Below are 14,745 nucleotides of genomic sequence, written 5' to 3' on the forward strand. Positions count from 1 at the left end.
TAATCCCGGCAGGGCTTAGATAGTTATTTTCGATTGGAAAATTCTGGCTTTCGGCGTAAAGGGAAATAAAAAAAAGCGCCCGTTAAGGGCGCTACGAAATATCCAATGGATGTAATTAAAGCACGTGTACGGAGGCGGTATTTGTGGTTCCGCTTGGTACCAGCGCACCGGATACCATTACCACGACATCACCTTTCTGGCCGTAACCGCTTTCCAGTGCCGCTTCTTTACCGATACGGTAGAAATCATCGGTAGAGGCAATTTCAGTCACCAGACGCGTTTCAATCCCTTTGCTCAGGATCAGCTGACGAGCGGTGGTTTTATTGGTGGTCAGCGCCAGAATGGTGGCGTTCGGGAAATATTTACGTACTGACTTGGCAGACTTACCGCCTTCAGTGGCAACCACAATCAGCGGCGCTTCCAGCTTCTCGGCGGTCTCAACCGCACCACGGCACACTGCCTCGGTGATACGCAGCTTACGGCTGTCATTCAGGGTATCGATACGGGATTTCATCACGCGATCGGTACGCTCACAGATGGTGGCCATAATGGTCACCGCTTCCAGCGGATAACGGCCTTTAGCGCTCTCGCCAGACAGCATCACGGCGTCGGTGCCATCCAGAATGGCGTTCGCCACGTCACCGGCTTCTGCACGGGTAGGGCGCGGGTTTTTAATCATCGAGTCGAGCATCTGGGTGGCGGTGATCACCACTTTACGAGCCTTGTTACACTTCTCGATCATCATTTTCTGCGCGAAGATCACTTCTTCAACCGGGATTTCCACACCCAGGTCGCCACGGGCAACCATGATGCCGTCAGAGGCGTCGAGGATCTCGTCAAAGTTGTTCAGACCTTCCTGGTTCTCGATTTTAGAGATGATCTGAATATGTTCGCCGCCGTGCTGTTTCAGGTGTTCGCGAATTTCCAGCACGTCAGAGCGTTTACGGATAAAGGAGGCAGCGACAAAATCGACACCCTGCTCACAACCGAAAATCAGGTCGCGCTTATCTTTTTCCGCGAGGGCTGGCAGCTGGATAGAGACGCCCGGCAGGTTAACGCCTTTGTTCTCGCCAAGGTCGCCATTGTTGAGCACTTTACAGACCACGGTATGCTCAGTCACTTCGGTCACTTCCATGCCGATCAGACCATCATCCACCAGCACGGTGTTGCCGATTTTCAGATCTTCAGTCAGGCCAGCGTAGGTCACCGCAACGCGTTCATTGTTGCCGATCACGCTCTGGTCGGTGGTAAAGGTAAAGGTCTGGCCCGCTTTCAGCGAAACGTCGTTACCGCCTTCCAGCTTCATGGTGCGGATTTCCGGGCCTTTGGTGTCCAGCAGGATGGCTGCCTGACGACCGGTTTTTTCCATCACCGCACGCATATTCTTAATGCGCTGGCCATGTTCGGCGTAATCACCGTGCGAGAAGTTGAGACGCATAACATTCATGCCGGCTTCAAGCAGTTGAGTCAGCATCTCTTCAGATTCGGTTTTCGGACCGATAGTACAAACGATCTTGGTCTTTTTCATGACAGGTTATCTGTAAGTTGTGATGGATGATAAAGGTCTGGATTCGATGCCACGGCATCGAAATAAAAATTCTTTCAGGTATCGAAACGAATGGTACAGAGTAAGGATAGGTGACGAAGACTGAGCGTGCAGCGGAAGTTGTACGGTTATGGCGGATAACCGGGGCGGTGTTGCGCAAATTTTAGGAGTTAACACCATAAGCACGCTATCGCTGAAACCTTTCAAGTAAAACAACGGGCGCTAGTATAGTCGCTAAGTGTGCGAAAACCAATTAAAAAGCAGAGAACAGAAAAAGCAGTCAGGGGATATACAAAAGTTGCGCAACGGGAAGCAGAGAGTGGTGCGTTCTAATGGACTCGAACCATCGACCCCCACCATGTCAAGGTGGTGCTCTAACCAACTGAGCTAAGAACGCATAAAAAACCTGGTGCGTCCGAGTGGACTCGAACCACCGACCCCCACCATGTCAAGGTGGTGCTCTAACCAACTGAGCTACGGACGCACATGGTGCGTTCTAATGGACTCGAACCATCGACCCCCACCATGTCAAGGTGGTGCTCTAACCAACTGAGCTAAGAACGCAACGCGCTGTCAGAGTGACAGCGGGGACGAATATTAACGGCACGCCGTGAGACTGGCAAGGGGAAAAATGCTTTTTTCGTGATGACTGACCAGCAACTGCGCTATCGGCTGCTTTTTTCGTCGCTGAGCGAACCTTTTCAGGTCCGCTCAGCGACTTAGCGTGCCGCCCGACTCAGGATCACCTGGGCTGGCAGGCGTTGCAGACGTCGGATACGCCAGATCATCAGGATCGCCGCCGAGGTCAGGCCAATGATAAAACCGCACCAGAAACCGGCGGGGCCGAGCGGCGGGAAAACCCAGTCGGTCAGCGCCAGAATATAGCCGCTGGGAAGTCCCAGCACCCAATAAGCGGTAAAGGTAATAAAAAAGATTGAGCGCGTATCTTTATAGCCGCGCAAAATGCCACTGCCAATCACCTGAATAGCGTCGGAGAACTGATAAATCGCGGCCAGCAGCATCAGCTGGGCCGCCAGCGTCACCACGGCCGGATTATCGTTATAGAGCAGGGCGATCTGGTGACGGAAAGCTATGGTGAACAGGGCGGTAATCGCCGCCATGCTGATACCTACCCCTTGCGCGGTCCAGGCGGCGATACGCGCATTTTCTGCCGACCCCTGACCCAGACGGTATCCCACACGAATAGTGGTAGCGACGGCCAGCGACAGCGGCAACACAAACATCAGCGAGCTGAAGTTAAGGGCGATCTGGTGGCCGGCAACATTCACGATACCCAGTGGTGACACCAGCAGCGCCACCACGGCAAACAAGGTCACCTCAAAAAAGAGCGCCAGCGCCACCGGCAACCCGAGGGAAAAGAGGCGCCAGAGAATAGAGCGTGACGGCGGAGACCAGCGACTCTCAAGATGGATATCGTGCATACTGCCCATGCGACTTACCCAGTAGCGCATCACAATAAACATCACCCAGTAAACCGAGGCGGTAGCTACGCCGCAGCCTACGCCGCCCAGGGCTGGCATGCCGAAGTGACCATAAATAAAGATGTAATTCAGCGGAATATTGACCAGCAGCCCGAGAAAGCCCAGCACCATGGCCGGTTTGGTTTTCGCCAGCCCTTCGCACTGGTTACGCGCCACCTGAAAGAACAGATAGCCGGGAGCCCCCCACAGCAGCGCATGTAGATAGCCCTCCGCCTTATCTGCCAGGCGCGGGTCGATATCGTGCATCGAGCGGATCAGGAAAGCCGCATTCCACAACACCACCATAATCAGCAGGGCGACGAAAAAGGCGAGCCAGTAGGCCTGGCGCACCTGTTCGGCGATACGATCGCGGCGACCTGAACCGTTAAATTGCGCCACGGTGGGCGTCAACGCGAGGATTAAACCATGGCCAAATAAAATGGCAGGCAGCCAGACGGAGGTCCCGACCGCGACGGCGGCCATATCCGTCGCGCTGACCGCCCCGGCCATAATGGTATCCACAAAACCCATCGCCGTTTGCGCCACCTGCGCAATGATCACCGGGATCGCGAGAGCCAGCAGTTGACGCGCTTCTGTTAAATACTTCTGCACGTATACACCTGTATTCATTTAAAAAGAAGGGTGCGGGGAAAAATCCCCTGGAAAGAGCAACATAGTGTAACGGGGCCAGCCCGTTTCGCCAACGACTGACAGAAGGTTATTTTCTCTGCAAATGTAAAGCGCCATTTACCGGTAAAATAAAATGGCCGCGGGCTGTGTTAAACTAAAGCAAAAATGGCAGAGGCGTCGATTATGTTTACAGGTATTGTGCAGGGCACTGCAGAAATTGTGTCCATTGAGGAAAAACAACTGTTTCGTACCCACGTGGTAAAATTGCCTGAGGCGCTGTTGCCGGGGCTGGCGCTGGGCGCTTCGGTGGCCCATAACGGTTGCTGCCTGACGGTTACTGCCATTGATGGCGATCGGGTCAGTTTTGATTTAATTAAAGAGACGCTGCGTATCACTAATCTGGGCGATTTACAGCCGGGTGATATCGTCAATATTGAACGCGCGGCGAAATTCAGTGATGAGATCGGTGGTCATCTGATGTCGGGTCATATTATGACCACTGCTGAAATCTGCAAAATTATTCAGTCGGAAAATAACCGCGAAGTGTGGTTTAAAATCCAGGACGTCACGCAGATGAAATATATTCTGCATAAAGGTTTTATCGGCATCGATGGTATCAGCCTGACCGTGGGTGACGTGACCAAAAGCAAATTCTGTGTGCACCTGATCCCGGAAACCCTGGAGCGCACCACGCTGGGGGCGAAAAAGCTGGGCGACAGAGTGAATATTGAGATCGATCCGCATACCCAGGCGATTGTGGATACTGTGGAACGGGTGCTGGCCCAGCGCGAAGCGACGGCAATGCAGACTTTGCAGGAAACAAAGCCGGAATAAAGGCGGGCAGGGAGCCGCTAAAAAAGGCGCCGTAGCGCCTTTTTTGTATCCGACCAGATTAACGCGGCACGCGTAATCCGCCTTCCACGCCGCGGCTAAATACCACTTGCCACAGCTGAATGTCACGCGCCCGGAAAGCGCCGGCACAGGCGTTGAGATAGTAGACGAACATGCGTTTAAAGCGTTCGCCATATTTCTCTGCCAGCTGCGGCCAGGCCTGCAGAAAGCGCTCATGCCACGCCATCAGCGTGGTATCGTAATCCACGCCAAAGTTATGCCAGTCTTCCATAATAAAATGCGGCTCGCTGGCTTCAGCGATATGACGTACCGAAGGCAGACAGCCGTTAGGGAAAATATATTTATTGATCCAGGGATCAACATTCATATCGGTTTTAATCGCACCGATAGTATGCAACAGGAAAATACCGTCTGGTTTTAAATTGCGGTCAACCACATCAAAATAGGTGGCATAGTTTTTGGGGCCGACATGCTCAAACATGCCAACCGAAACGATGCGATCAAACTGCAAGTCCAGGTCGCGGTAATCCTGCAGGAGAATGGTGACATCTAAGCCTTCACAGCGCTCCTGCGCCATTTTTTGCTGCTCGGCAGAGATAGTGACACCATGCACCTTCACGCCGTAATGACGGGCGGCAAACTCTGCCAGGCCGCCCCAGCCGCAACCAATATCCAGCAGCGACATTCCGGGCGACAGATGGAGTTTACGGCAGATCATATCCAGTTTGGCTTCCTGCGCCTGCTCCAGCGTTTGCGCTTCTTTCCAGTAGCCGCAAGAGTACTGCATATAAGGATCCAGCATCAGCGAGAACAGGTCGTTACCTAAATCGTAGTGCTCCTTACCGACGATCCAGGCGCGTTTTTTCGACTGCAGGTTAGTTAAACGCGCCGCTGCAATGCGTAACGTATCTTTAAAGTGGTGGGGAAGTTGCTCATCGAGTTTATGCTTTAATACCCGACTGAAAAACATATCGAGACGCTCGCATTCCCACCAGCCATCCATATAGCTTTCGCCCAGACCGAGCGAACCTTCCTGTAAAACACGCTTAAAAAAGTCCGGGTTCTTGACCTGGATATCCCAGGGACGGCTACCATTTATTTCGATATCCGCCTTTTCCAGCATTTCATGGGCGATGCGATACCAATGGTTTTCTTCAAGGCTCACTTCTTCTATACACGATGAACTCATAGTTTCTCCATCACCTGTCCAATCTGAACCTGAGAAAAGAATAGTCAATTTCTCAAGGGTTGTGAGAAAACTCACGGCAAGCCGTGGGTCTGATTTTCGACGTTTTACAGAGGATTGAATCTGAAAAAAATTCCAGCCCAACAGGAAGAATAGCGCGCAGGCACTATCCTGGCGACAGGGCCGCTAAAAAAATGGTACTATGTTATTGATTTAATGAAATATTCTTAGTGAGAGTGAGTATATGCCCACTCTCAGTGAGATTCAATGATTTATTGTTAGGTTGCTAATCAAATCGTGCTTTGCGGATTATCCCCGCATTGGGTAGCGGATGAGGTCTTACCAGCACAAATACTGGCGCGACGTTGCACAACGTAACCCGTCAACGCCAGTACGATGGTCGCCAGCATTACCGTGGTAGTTACTCTGAGGGGCTGCGTAATACCGGATGAGACCAGCGTGCTGGCCAGAAAACAGAGGCCAAGCTGCAACATATTTTGTAAGGCAGCCGCTTTGCCGCTGGCCTGCGGGAAAGGTAACAGCGCGCTGGAAACAACAATCGGGTAAATAGCGCCGTTCGCCAGCGCCATGCCGCAGAAGGGCAGTAACAGCGCCATCAGCCCCGTCGCCTCGCCTGATGCGACAGTAAACAGGCCCAGAATGCTCAGACTGTACAGCGCCAGCAGCCAGGGTAACAGCCGGGTGCCGCTAAAGCGGGTCAGCAGCGCGCGGCAGCCAAAGCCACCCGTCAGAAAAGCGATGGTTTGTGGTACGTAGCTGAGTCCGATATCGGCGGGCGACAGCCCGATATTTGCCAGAATAAAGGGCGAGCCGGTCAGCCAGGCGAAAAAACTGGCGGAGCAGGCGGCATAGATCAGCACGTTACCGCTATAGACGCCGGAGCGGAGCAGGGTAAAAAAGCTGAGTTGTGACCCTGTCACTTTACTTTTTTCCTGCTTGACCCGTAAACGCAGCGTAGCCGCGATCAGCACCAGCGTCACCAGCAGCAGCACAAGAAAAATGGCGCGCCAGGAGAAGTGGCTGAGCAGCCAGGCGCCCAGCAGCGGAGCCAGTGCGGGTGACAGTGCCACCAGCGGCATAATGGTGGCAAAGACTTTGTTGGCCTGCGCCTGCGGATAACGATCAACCACCAGCGCCTGCCAGCTGACCGCCGCCGCACAGACGCCCACGGCCTGCAGAAAACGCAGCGCCAGCATCAGCCAGACATCAGTCACCCACAGCATTGCGCCACAGCTGACAGCAAACAGTAGCAGGCCACTAAGCAGAACCGGCTTGCGGCCAATGCGATCGGAGAGCGGCCCCCAAATCAGCTGTGCGCAGGCAAAACCGGCGAGAAACAGGCTCAGGCTGGCGCTGATGGTGCCGGGTTCGCTATGAAAATCGTGTTGCATCGCGCCGAAAGCGGGCAAATACATATCGGTAGCCAGAAAGCCGAGCATACTCAGCACGGCCAGATAGAGAAGAAATCCTTTTGAATTCAGCATATGTTCCCCGAAGCCAGAATTAAACGCTGCTGAGTGTAAAAGGATGCGAGGCGCCTTGTGAAACGCTAATATTTGCAGGTTGCTGTGAAAATTTTTGAAGGGAACCTATGTGGTCTGAATACAGTCTGGAAGTGGTGGATGCAGTCGCCCGCAATGGCAGCTTCAGCGCGGCGGCCCAGGAGCTGCACCGCGTGCCCTCGGCGGTCAGCTATACGGTGCGCCAGCTGGAGGAGTGGCTGGCGGTGTCGCTGTTTGAACGTCAGCATCGCGAAGTGGTCCTGACCGCAGCCGGGGAGCATTTTGTGCGCGAAGGGCGCACTGTTATCAAAAAAATGCTTGCTACACGCCGCCAGTGTCAGCAGCTGGCGAACGGCTGGCGCGGCCAGCTGAGCATCGCCATTGATCGGATTGTAAAGCCCGACCGTACGCGGCAACTGGTGAAAGATTTTTATCGTCTCTTTCCCGATATGGAGCTGCTGATCAGCTATGAGGTGTTCAACGGCGTCTGGGATGCGCTGGCGGACGGCCGTGTGGATGTAGCGATCGGCGCGACACAGGCGATTCCGGTAGGCGGACGCTTTGCCTTTCGCGATATGGGCGCGCTGAACTGGCGTTGTGTGGTGAAAAGCGGGCATCCGCTGGCGCAGCTGACAAAGATTGAAGATGACGCCTTGCGCGCCTGGCCGTCGCTGGTGCTGGAAGATACTTCGCGCGCGCTGCCGCGCCGCATCACATGGACGCTGGATAATCAGCGGCGGCTGGTGGTGCCTGACTGGCAAACCGGGCTGGATTGCCTGCTGGCGGGCCTGTGCGTCGCGATGGTACCGGGGCATCTGGCCAGACCGCTGCTGCTGGCCGGGGAACTGAGTGAGCTGACGCTGCCGGACCCCTTTCCGGAAAGTCCCTGCTGCGTCAGCTGGTCAGAACAGCGCGCCTCTCCTGCGCTCAGCTGGCTGTTAAACTATCTGGGTGATGCGCAAACGCTGAATCAGGAGTGGCTGAGCGAAGGTTAAGCCGGGGTTAACGACGATAATCGCGGAAGGGGCCATCCGCCACGGAACGGCGCTCAATTAACGTAGGGTGCACTTCAATGGTCTGGGGCTCTTCCCGCTTACTGGTGATACGGTCCAGCAGCATCTCCAGCGCTTTCTCGCCCAGCTGCGCTTTCGGCTGATGTACGGTAGTCAGCGCCGGGGTAAAGTAGCGGGCGTTGCGTACGTTATCATAGCCAATCACAGAGATGTCCTGTGGCACCCGCAGGCCAGCCTCGTCGGCTGCGCAAATCGCCCCCATCGCCATAATGTCGCCGCCGCAAAATACCGCCGTCGGACGCTGTTTCTGCGACAGAATCTTTTGCATCGCCTGATAACCCGATTCTGGCTCAAAGTCGCCCTGTACCGTCCACTCCGGGCGCAATTCGATACCCGCCTCGCTCAGGGCTTTAACAAAGCCGGCATGACGTCCGCCGCCGGTGTTGCGCTCCATCTGACCGGGAATGGCACCGATGTCACGATGACCGCGCTCAATCAGATAGCGTCCGGCCAGGTAGCCGCCCTCGAACGCATTATCCAGCACGGTATCGGTAAAGTCCCCGCGCGATTCGCCCCAGTCCATCACCACCATAGGAATATTGCGGTTCTCTTCCAGCATTTTCAGCAGATCATCAGGGTATTCGGAACACATCACCAGCAGGCCATCGACGCGCTTTTGCGCCATCATCGATAAATAGGCGCGCTGCTTCTGCAGATCGTTATGGGCATTCCCCAGAATCAGGGTGTAGCCGCGCTCAAAGCAGTGGTTTTCTACCGCCTCGATAATCTCGGCGAAATAGGGAGCTTCGCTGGAGGTGGCCAGCAGTCCCAGCGTTTTGGTGTGATTCACTTTCAGGCTGCGGGCAACCGCGCTGGGTGAATAGTGCAGTTCTTTGATCGCTTCCCAGACAGCGTTACGCGTCTCTTCCGCAACGAAACGCGTTTTATTGATGACGTGTGAAACGGTGGTGGTGGAAACACCGGCGCGTTTGGCCACATCTTTAATTGTTGCCATGAAAAGAGTACTCCCGGCCTATCTCAAGTTGCTGATAAGCATAATGTTAAACGTTTGCGTCCGCTCAGGGTGTTGCCAGCCTTTTGACATGCTTTATTGCCTGTGAATTGACTTTCTGACGACAGGGGACGTCTAAGGGAAAGCAGCGGACGAGACAGCGTCGCAATGGTTGCGCAACGAAAGGGCGAATTCTAGCAAGGCTAATCTGATAAAACGAGATTTTTACCAAAGGCCAGGGGGAAAAAGGGCAAATTGATTAACTTTGCTGGCGGGTAGCGCACTTAATGCTCAGCGGCATGGGGTATTCTGGTGGGCCAGGCGTGAAGTTTAAGGTGTGCGCTTCATGCCCCTGGTCTGTTGCGCAACAAAAAGCCGGGCAAGCCCGGCCAGATTGATCTTTAGCGAATGGTTTTGGGCGTCATCACCCGTCGCGCGCCCACGTAGTGCCGTTGCCAGTACTCTTCGCCCAACGCGCTAATCTGAATATCTTTGCCGGTGCGCGGCGACTGAATAAACTTGCCATTCCCCAGATAGACGCCAACATGATCTGCCGCGCCGCGGTTATTAATGCGGAAAAAGACCAGATCGCCTTTCTCCAGCGCTTCGCGCTTCACCGGAGCCGCATCGCGCAACTGATACATCTCGTTCGCGGTGCGCGGGATTTTAAATTTCACCACATCTTTATAGGCGTACCACACCAGGCCACTGCAGTCGAAACCGGTGCGTGGTGACGTGCCGCCCCACTGATAGGGTTTGCCCAGCTGCCCCATCAGCTTATTCATCGCGGTTTCACGTGCCTTCTGGTAGCGTAAACGGTGCGCCTTGCTCATTTTGATCGGCGCAAGGGTCTCCGTCGCGCGGACTTTCCCTTTACGCGCCTTACCGTAGTGTTTGCCGGTGGCGGCGAGCTTTTTCTCGCTGCTCTTATGGCGTACAGCGGTCTGCTTTTTGCTGACCGTATGCAGCGTAGCGGCTTGCAGGGGTTTTGCTTTTTTAACCTTACTCTTCTGCACGGGCTCAGCGCGTGACTTTTTCACCGAGGCTTTAACGGGACGTCGTTTGCGTCGCTCATCAGCGCGCGCACTTTTTTTCTCCGCCTTGGGCAAACTGGCAGTCACTGGCGCCTGCGGTGAGGCAGAAGCGACATTAAAGAACAGTTGCGCAATGGCCAGTATAAAAAGCGTAATCAGTAAACGCATAGTCCGGTTACATGCTCAGCGCCCGATCATAAACAGCAAAATCTGGCGCGATGAAGTTGGAATAATCTGATCCGCGATCAGGGTCGAAGCAATTCTAATCCAGATTTTTTGTAAAAGGTAAGGTCTTTTTTAGCGAAGCCCTTACCCGGGAGCCTTTGCGGCGAAAATAAACAATTTCAGGCGCTTAAGCCAACAAAAATATTACAGAGTATTAATTGATTCATACCTGTAAATAAGATGAAAATGTATTAAGCCCGGCGCTGACTTAGCAAAGAGGGCGGTATGCGGTTTCCGGTGCAAAATGTCGTTTTCAGTGTCAGGGTGAAGCCGCTACAATAAACAAACACGAAGTTAGGAATTAAGGAAGGCAATTATGAGTACTGTTGAAAAAATTCAGCGCCAGATCGCAGAAAATCCGATTCTGCTGTACATGAAAGGTTCACCGAAGCTGCCCAGCTGCGGCTTCTCTGCGCAGGCGGTACAGGCACTCTCTGCCTGTGGCGAGCGCTTCGCTTATGTCGATATTCTGCAAAATCCTGATATTCGTGCTGAGCTGCCGAAATATGCTAACTGGCCGACCTTCCCTCAGCTGTGGGTCGATGGCGAGCTGGTTGGCGGTTGCGATATCATTGTAGAAATGTTCCAGCGCGGCGAATTGCAGCAGATCATCAAAGAAACCGCGGAAAAACATAAAGAAGCGGAGTAACAGCAAAGGCCGGCATTATGTCGGCCTTTTACCCGTCGCGCTTATTCTGCACTTTCCTGGGTCACCGGCTCTTCTGCAAAGGGCAAGGGCCAGCCACCCAGACGTTTCCAGCGATTCACCAGTTCGCAAAACAGCGTTGCGGTCTGCTCGGTATCATACAGCGCCGAATGGGCCTGGGTGCTGTCAAAATCCATACCGGCCGCTTTACATGCCTTCGCCAGTACCGTCTGTCCCAGTACCAGACCGCTTAATGCGGCAGTATCAAAGGTGGCGAAAGGATGGAAGGGGTTGCGCTTCAGTCCGGCACGTCCCGCTGCCGCCATCATAAAATTGAGATCGAAGGTCGCATTATGGGCCACCATAATGGCGCGGTTGCAGCCGCTATCCTTGATCCCTTTACGCACCAGCTTAAAGATCGCGTGCAGCGCTTCATATTCGCTGACCGCGCCGCGTAAAGGGTTGCCGGGATCGATACCGTTAAACGCCAGGGCTTCAGGATTGAGAATGGCACCGGCGAAAGGCTCGACGTGAAAATGCAGCGTTTGGTCCTGATGTAACCAACCCTCCTCATCCATTTTCAGCGTGACGGCGGCGATTTCCAGCAGCGCATCGGTTTGCGCATTAAAGCCCGCCGTTTCTACATCAATAACGACAGGATAAAAGCCACGGAAGCGTTGATGCAGCGCGTTCTGTTGATTCGATTCGGACATCAGTATCTCATTGGTGGAATAAGGCAGCGCGCATTATGGCAAAAATTGGCGGGCGGTGCAGCAGAGAAGGGATAATGCAGAGAACAGCCTGTCCTGAAGGGACAGGCTGATGCAGCAAATTTAGTTGCCGAGGCCATGGCCTGCGTGTTTGTTTTCGATCAGCTCGATTTTATAACCGTCCGGATCTTCAACAAACGCAATCACCGTGCTACCGCCTTTTACCGGGCCCGCTTCACGCGTGACTTTACCACCCGCCTGACGGATACGATCGCAGGTGGCAGCAACATCATCGACTCCCAGCGCAATATGACCATAAGCGTTGCCCAGATCGTAACTCTCTACGCCCCAGTTATAGGTCAGCTCAATCACCGCACCTTCACTCTCTTCGGTATAACCGACAAACGCCAGCGTATATTTATATTCGGCGTTTTCGCTCTGACGCAGCAGACGCATGCCGAGAACACGTGTATAGAAATCGATGGAACGTTGCAGATCGCCTACGCGCAGCATGGTGTGAAGTAAACGCATAACATCCTCTTTTATTAAATTGTTATCTGTAAATCGCACAAGGGGTAAGTATAGCGAGGAAACCCCGGAAAGAATAATCGCTGTCGTAACACTCGGTTACGACAGCAGAGATCACAGGGTCGGATAGTCGGTGTAGCCTTCCGCGCCACCGCCATAAAAACTTTCCGGACGCTGTTCATTCAGCGGTGCATCCTGACGCAGACGCTCAACCAGATCGGGGTTAGCAATAAAATCACGACCAAAGGCGACCGCATCGATCAGGCCGCGCGCGATCAGATCCTGCGCTTTTTCCACCGTGTAAGCGCCGGCGCCGATAATCACGCCAGGGAACAGCGCGCGTACTTTCTGGCGGAATGCCTCGCTGTAAGGCTGGCCGCCCGCCCAGTCGGGTTCGGAGAGATGCAGATAGGCCAGTTTACGCTTTGCCAGTTCGCCAATCAGCCAGAGCGCCGCTTCCTCTTCGTCCGGGCCATTATCCAGATTCTGGAAGACGCCGATGGGGGAGAGACGAATGCCGATACGATCGGCAGACCAGCCGGCAATCGCGGCGTCAACCACTTCCAGCGGGAAACGCGCGCGTTTTTCCAGGCTGCCGCCATACTCATCGGTACGCTGGTTAGAGGAGGGCGACAGGAACTGGTGCATCAGGTAGGCATGCGCAGAGTGCAGTTCCAGCAGATCAAAATCCGCTTCACGTGCGTTAATTGCTGCCTGACCAAAATCAGCCACGATCTGTCTGATTTCCGCTACGCTCAGTTCGCGCGGCATAGAGGTCTCTTCACGGTAAGTCTGGCCCTGCGCATCGCGCAGCGAAGTGCGCGTACCGGCGGAGATTGCAGAAGGCGCGACCGGCGCCCGGCCTTCCGGCTGCAGCGAGCTGTGGGAAATGCGGCCAGTGTGCCACAGCTGGACAGCGCTGTGCCCCCCCGCCTGGTGAATGCCTTCGTTGATGTTTTTCCATGCAGCGATCTGCTCTGCGGTGTGCAGCCCCGGCGCGCCCGCATAGCCTTTTGCCTGGAAAGAGACCTGCGTCGCTTCTGTGATAATCAGCCCCGCACTGGCGCGTTGACGATAATATTCGCCCATCAGCGGAGTGGGGATATCGCCCGGCTCAATGCTGCGCAGACGCGTCAGGGGTGCCATAAAAATACGGTTGGGTACGCTGATTGCGCCCACCTGTAACGGACGGAAAAGCTCAGTGCTTGCCATTAGTACTCCTAAAAAATAGACCAGTCGTCTTGAAACTGGCGTTTTTTTAATTACTGCTGCGTCAGCAGTTGTTCGATAGCGTGTAGTGCGAGAGTCAGCGAACCAGCCTCACGCGAAATTTTGCTCTGCAGGCTGGCGCCAAGCCATAACAGGTAAAGCAGCTCTGCCAGCTGCGGTGCCGCGTAATGCCGGGAAATTTCTTCCTGCTGCTGTGCCTGCTCAAGGGCGCGGGCATACACCGCCATGGTACGGCTGGCCCCTTGCTGCAGCGCGTTGCGCATCGGCTCAGAAAGATCGCACACTTCAGCTGAGAGCTTTACTCCCAGACAGCCGACAATATGTCCCTGCTGGCGGAACAGCGTTTCAGCGTAACGAAAGTGCTGCAGCAGGCGTTCCCGTGGCGAAACGTCTTCCACGCTCAGCTGCTGCTGAATCTCTCGCAGATGGTGGTCAAAGTAGCGTTCGAGCAGTGCAACACCGAACGCCTCTTTTGACGGGAAATAGTGATAGAAAGAGCCTTTCGGCACCTTTGCCAGGGCTAACAGTTCACTGAGACCCATACCGGTAAAACCCCGTTGCAGGCAGAGCTGCTCGCCGGTAGCCAGCAGATGTTCACGGGTTTCGTTACGTTGCAGCGTTTTGTTCATAGTGATGCAGCGTAATAGACCGACTGGTCGGTTGCAAGTTCGCGCACCCACTCTGGCACAAAAGGATAAGCCAGCGCAGGAATCCGCCCGGATGTGCAGACAGGTGAGAAAAGAGGCGAAAACGGGCACGCTTTTGCGCTTACGGGGTTTAAACCTGGCGCAGACAGGCTAAGCTGACGGCATAACCCTGAAATTTTTCTCCGGGAGTCAAGGTGGCCGAACAACTTGAATTTTTTCCTGTTCCCAGTCCCTGCCGGGGGATCTGCCAGAGCGATGCCCGTGGCTACTGCCGTGGCTGCCTGCGCAGCCGGGAAGAACGCTTTAACTGGATGCGTTACAGCGATGCGCAAAAACGTGAGGTGCTGAGGCTGTGCCGTCAGCGCTGGCTGCGTCTGCAGCGGCACGGTAAAGAGGACCCGACCGATACGCCTGAGCAGCCTTCGCTGTTTTGATCAAACATTTACTCCTGCACTTTCCGTTATACTCCCTGACACCTTACC

Annotated in this window: 14 protein-coding genes and 3 tRNA genes; 4 read left to right on the forward strand and 13 right to left on the reverse strand. The window is 54.4% G+C overall.

Features of this window, described 5'->3' with window-relative positions; translation table 11 throughout:
* Window positions 1-115: 115 nt before the first annotated feature.
* From pykF to E0E17_RS15690, 5 genes are all read right to left on the reverse strand, one after another.
* Window positions 116-1,528, reverse strand: coding sequence for a pyruvate kinase PykF (gene pykF, locus E0E17_RS15670; RefSeq protein ID WP_130834930.1), 1,413 nt, complete (start codon window positions 1,526-1,528; stop codon window positions 116-118).
* Between the two features lie 338 nt (window positions 1,529-1,866).
* A tRNA-Val gene (locus E0E17_RS15675) sits at window positions 1,867-1,943 on the reverse strand.
* Between the two features lie 10 nt (window positions 1,944-1,953).
* Window positions 1,954-2,030: transfer RNA gene (locus tag E0E17_RS15680), tRNA-Val, on the reverse strand.
* A 3-nt stretch (window positions 2,031-2,033) separates the two neighbouring features.
* Window positions 2,034-2,110, reverse strand: a tRNA-Val gene (locus tag E0E17_RS15685).
* 155 nt (window positions 2,111-2,265) lie between these two features.
* Window positions 2,266-3,639: an MATE family efflux transporter gene (locus E0E17_RS15690; RefSeq protein WP_130834931.1), complete on the reverse strand. Its 1,374-nt coding sequence runs from the start codon at window positions 3,637-3,639 to the stop codon at window positions 2,266-2,268.
* A gap of 201 nt (window positions 3,640-3,840) precedes the next feature.
* Here E0E17_RS15690 and E0E17_RS15695 point away from each other — a divergent pair, with 201 nt between their 5' ends.
* Entirely contained in the window at window positions 3,841-4,491 is a 651-nt protein-coding gene (locus E0E17_RS15695) for a riboflavin synthase subunit alpha (RefSeq protein WP_130834932.1), read from the forward strand.
* A gap of 58 nt (window positions 4,492-4,549) precedes the next feature.
* Here E0E17_RS15695 and cfa read toward each other — a convergent pair whose 3' ends face one another.
* Together cfa and punC are read right to left on the reverse strand one after the other, a co-directional pair.
* A complete protein-coding gene (gene cfa, locus E0E17_RS15700; protein ID WP_130834933.1) occupies window positions 4,550-5,698 on the reverse strand; it encodes a cyclopropane fatty acyl phospholipid synthase in 1,149 nt (382 codons plus the stop codon).
* A gap of 287 nt (window positions 5,699-5,985) precedes the next feature.
* Window positions 5,986-7,200, reverse strand: a complete 1,215-nt coding sequence (gene punC / locus E0E17_RS15705) for a purine nucleoside transporter PunC (RefSeq protein WP_130834934.1) — start codon at window positions 7,198-7,200, stop codon at window positions 5,986-5,988.
* Window positions 7,201-7,307: 107 nt separating this feature from the next.
* On the opposite strand from punC, the gene punR reads away from it, so the two are divergent.
* Window positions 7,308-8,213 (forward strand): DNA-binding transcriptional activator PunR, encoded by a 906-nt coding sequence (gene punR / locus E0E17_RS15710; RefSeq protein WP_130834935.1) that lies wholly within the window; start codon window positions 7,308-7,310, stop codon window positions 8,211-8,213.
* A 7-nt stretch (window positions 8,214-8,220) separates the two neighbouring features.
* Here punR and purR read toward each other — a convergent pair whose 3' ends face one another.
* The gene (gene purR, locus E0E17_RS15715; protein ID WP_130834936.1) at window positions 8,221-9,246 is read right to left on the reverse strand and encodes an HTH-type transcriptional repressor PurR; all 1,026 of its coding nucleotides are present in this window, start codon (window positions 9,244-9,246) and stop codon (window positions 8,221-8,223) included.
* A 398-nt stretch (window positions 9,247-9,644) separates the two neighbouring features.
* Window positions 9,645-10,445, reverse strand: a complete 801-nt coding sequence (locus E0E17_RS15720) for a C40 family peptidase (protein WP_130834937.1) — start codon at window positions 10,443-10,445, stop codon at window positions 9,645-9,647.
* A 370-nt stretch (window positions 10,446-10,815) separates the two neighbouring features.
* On the opposite strand from E0E17_RS15720, the gene E0E17_RS15725 reads away from it, so the two are divergent.
* Window positions 10,816-11,151, forward strand: a complete 336-nt coding sequence (locus E0E17_RS15725; RefSeq protein WP_207302093.1) for a Grx4 family monothiol glutaredoxin — start codon at window positions 10,816-10,818, stop codon at window positions 11,149-11,151.
* 41 nt (window positions 11,152-11,192) lie between these two features.
* On the opposite strand, the gene rnt is transcribed toward E0E17_RS15725, so the two are convergent.
* The 4 genes from rnt to E0E17_RS15745 all read right to left on the reverse strand — a co-directional run bounded on the left by rnt (window position 11,193) and on the right by E0E17_RS15745 (window position 14,245).
* Window positions 11,193-11,861 (reverse strand): ribonuclease T, encoded by a 669-nt coding sequence (gene rnt / locus E0E17_RS15730; RefSeq protein ID WP_130834939.1) that lies wholly within the window; start codon window positions 11,859-11,861, stop codon window positions 11,193-11,195.
* Window positions 11,862-11,981: 120 nt separating this feature from the next.
* On the reverse strand, window positions 11,982-12,389 hold the full coding sequence (gene gloA / locus E0E17_RS15735) for a lactoylglutathione lyase (protein ID WP_130834940.1): 408 nt from the start codon (window positions 12,387-12,389) through the stop codon (window positions 11,982-11,984).
* A 111-nt stretch (window positions 12,390-12,500) separates the two neighbouring features.
* Window positions 12,501-13,598 carry an alkene reductase gene (locus tag E0E17_RS15740; RefSeq protein WP_130834941.1) on the reverse strand — a complete coding sequence of 366 codons (1,098 nt, stop codon included), beginning with the start codon at window positions 13,596-13,598 and terminating at the stop codon, window positions 12,501-12,503.
* Between the two features lie 50 nt (window positions 13,599-13,648).
* On the reverse strand, window positions 13,649-14,245 hold the full coding sequence (locus E0E17_RS15745; RefSeq protein WP_130834942.1) for a TetR/AcrR family transcriptional regulator: 597 nt from the start codon (window positions 14,243-14,245) through the stop codon (window positions 13,649-13,651).
* A gap of 212 nt (window positions 14,246-14,457) precedes the next feature.
* Here E0E17_RS15745 and E0E17_RS15750 point away from each other — a divergent pair, with 212 nt between their 5' ends.
* Window positions 14,458-14,697 carry a DUF1289 domain-containing protein gene (locus tag E0E17_RS15750; protein WP_130834943.1) on the forward strand — a complete coding sequence of 80 codons (240 nt, stop codon included), beginning with the start codon at window positions 14,458-14,460 and terminating at the stop codon, window positions 14,695-14,697.
* The last annotated feature ends 48 nt before the right edge of the window (window positions 14,698-14,745 follow it).

Source organism: [Erwinia] mediterraneensis, assembly GCF_900604315.1.
Lineage (GTDB): Bacteria > Pseudomonadota > Gammaproteobacteria > Enterobacterales > Enterobacteriaceae > Pantoea > Pantoea mediterraneensis_A.

Coding starts and splice junctions, on each gene's coding strand:
- gloA (WP_130834940.1), bottom strand. CDS start 12,389: ATGCGTTTACTTCACACCATGCTGCGCGTAGGCGATCTGCAACGTTCC.
- purR (WP_130834936.1), bottom strand. CDS start 9,246: ATGGCAACAATTAAAGATGTGGCCAAACGCGCCGGTGTTTCCACCACC.
- E0E17_RS15720 (WP_130834937.1), bottom strand. CDS start 10,445: ATGCGTTTACTGATTACGCTTTTTATACTGGCCATTGCGCAACTGTTC.
- punC (WP_130834934.1), bottom strand. CDS start 7,200: ATGCTGAATTCAAAAGGATTTCTTCTCTATCTGGCCGTGCTGAGTATG.
- E0E17_RS15695 (WP_130834932.1), top strand. CDS start 3,841: ATGTTTACAGGTATTGTGCAGGGCACTGCAGAAATTGTGTCCATTGAG.
- rnt (WP_130834939.1), bottom strand. CDS start 11,861: ATGTCCGAATCGAATCAACAGAACGCGCTGCATCAACGCTTCCGTGGC.
- punR (WP_130834935.1), top strand. CDS start 7,308: ATGTGGTCTGAATACAGTCTGGAAGTGGTGGATGCAGTCGCCCGCAAT.
- E0E17_RS15740 (WP_130834941.1), bottom strand. CDS start 13,598: ATGGCAAGCACTGAGCTTTTCCGTCCGTTACAGGTGGGCGCAATCAGC.
- pykF (WP_130834930.1), bottom strand. CDS start 1,528: ATGAAAAAGACCAAGATCGTTTGTACTATCGGTCCGAAAACCGAATCT.
- E0E17_RS15745 (WP_130834942.1), bottom strand. CDS start 14,245: ATGAACAAAACGCTGCAACGTAACGAAACCCGTGAACATCTGCTGGCT.
- cfa (WP_130834933.1), bottom strand. CDS start 5,698: ATGAGTTCATCGTGTATAGAAGAAGTGAGCCTTGAAGAAAACCATTGG.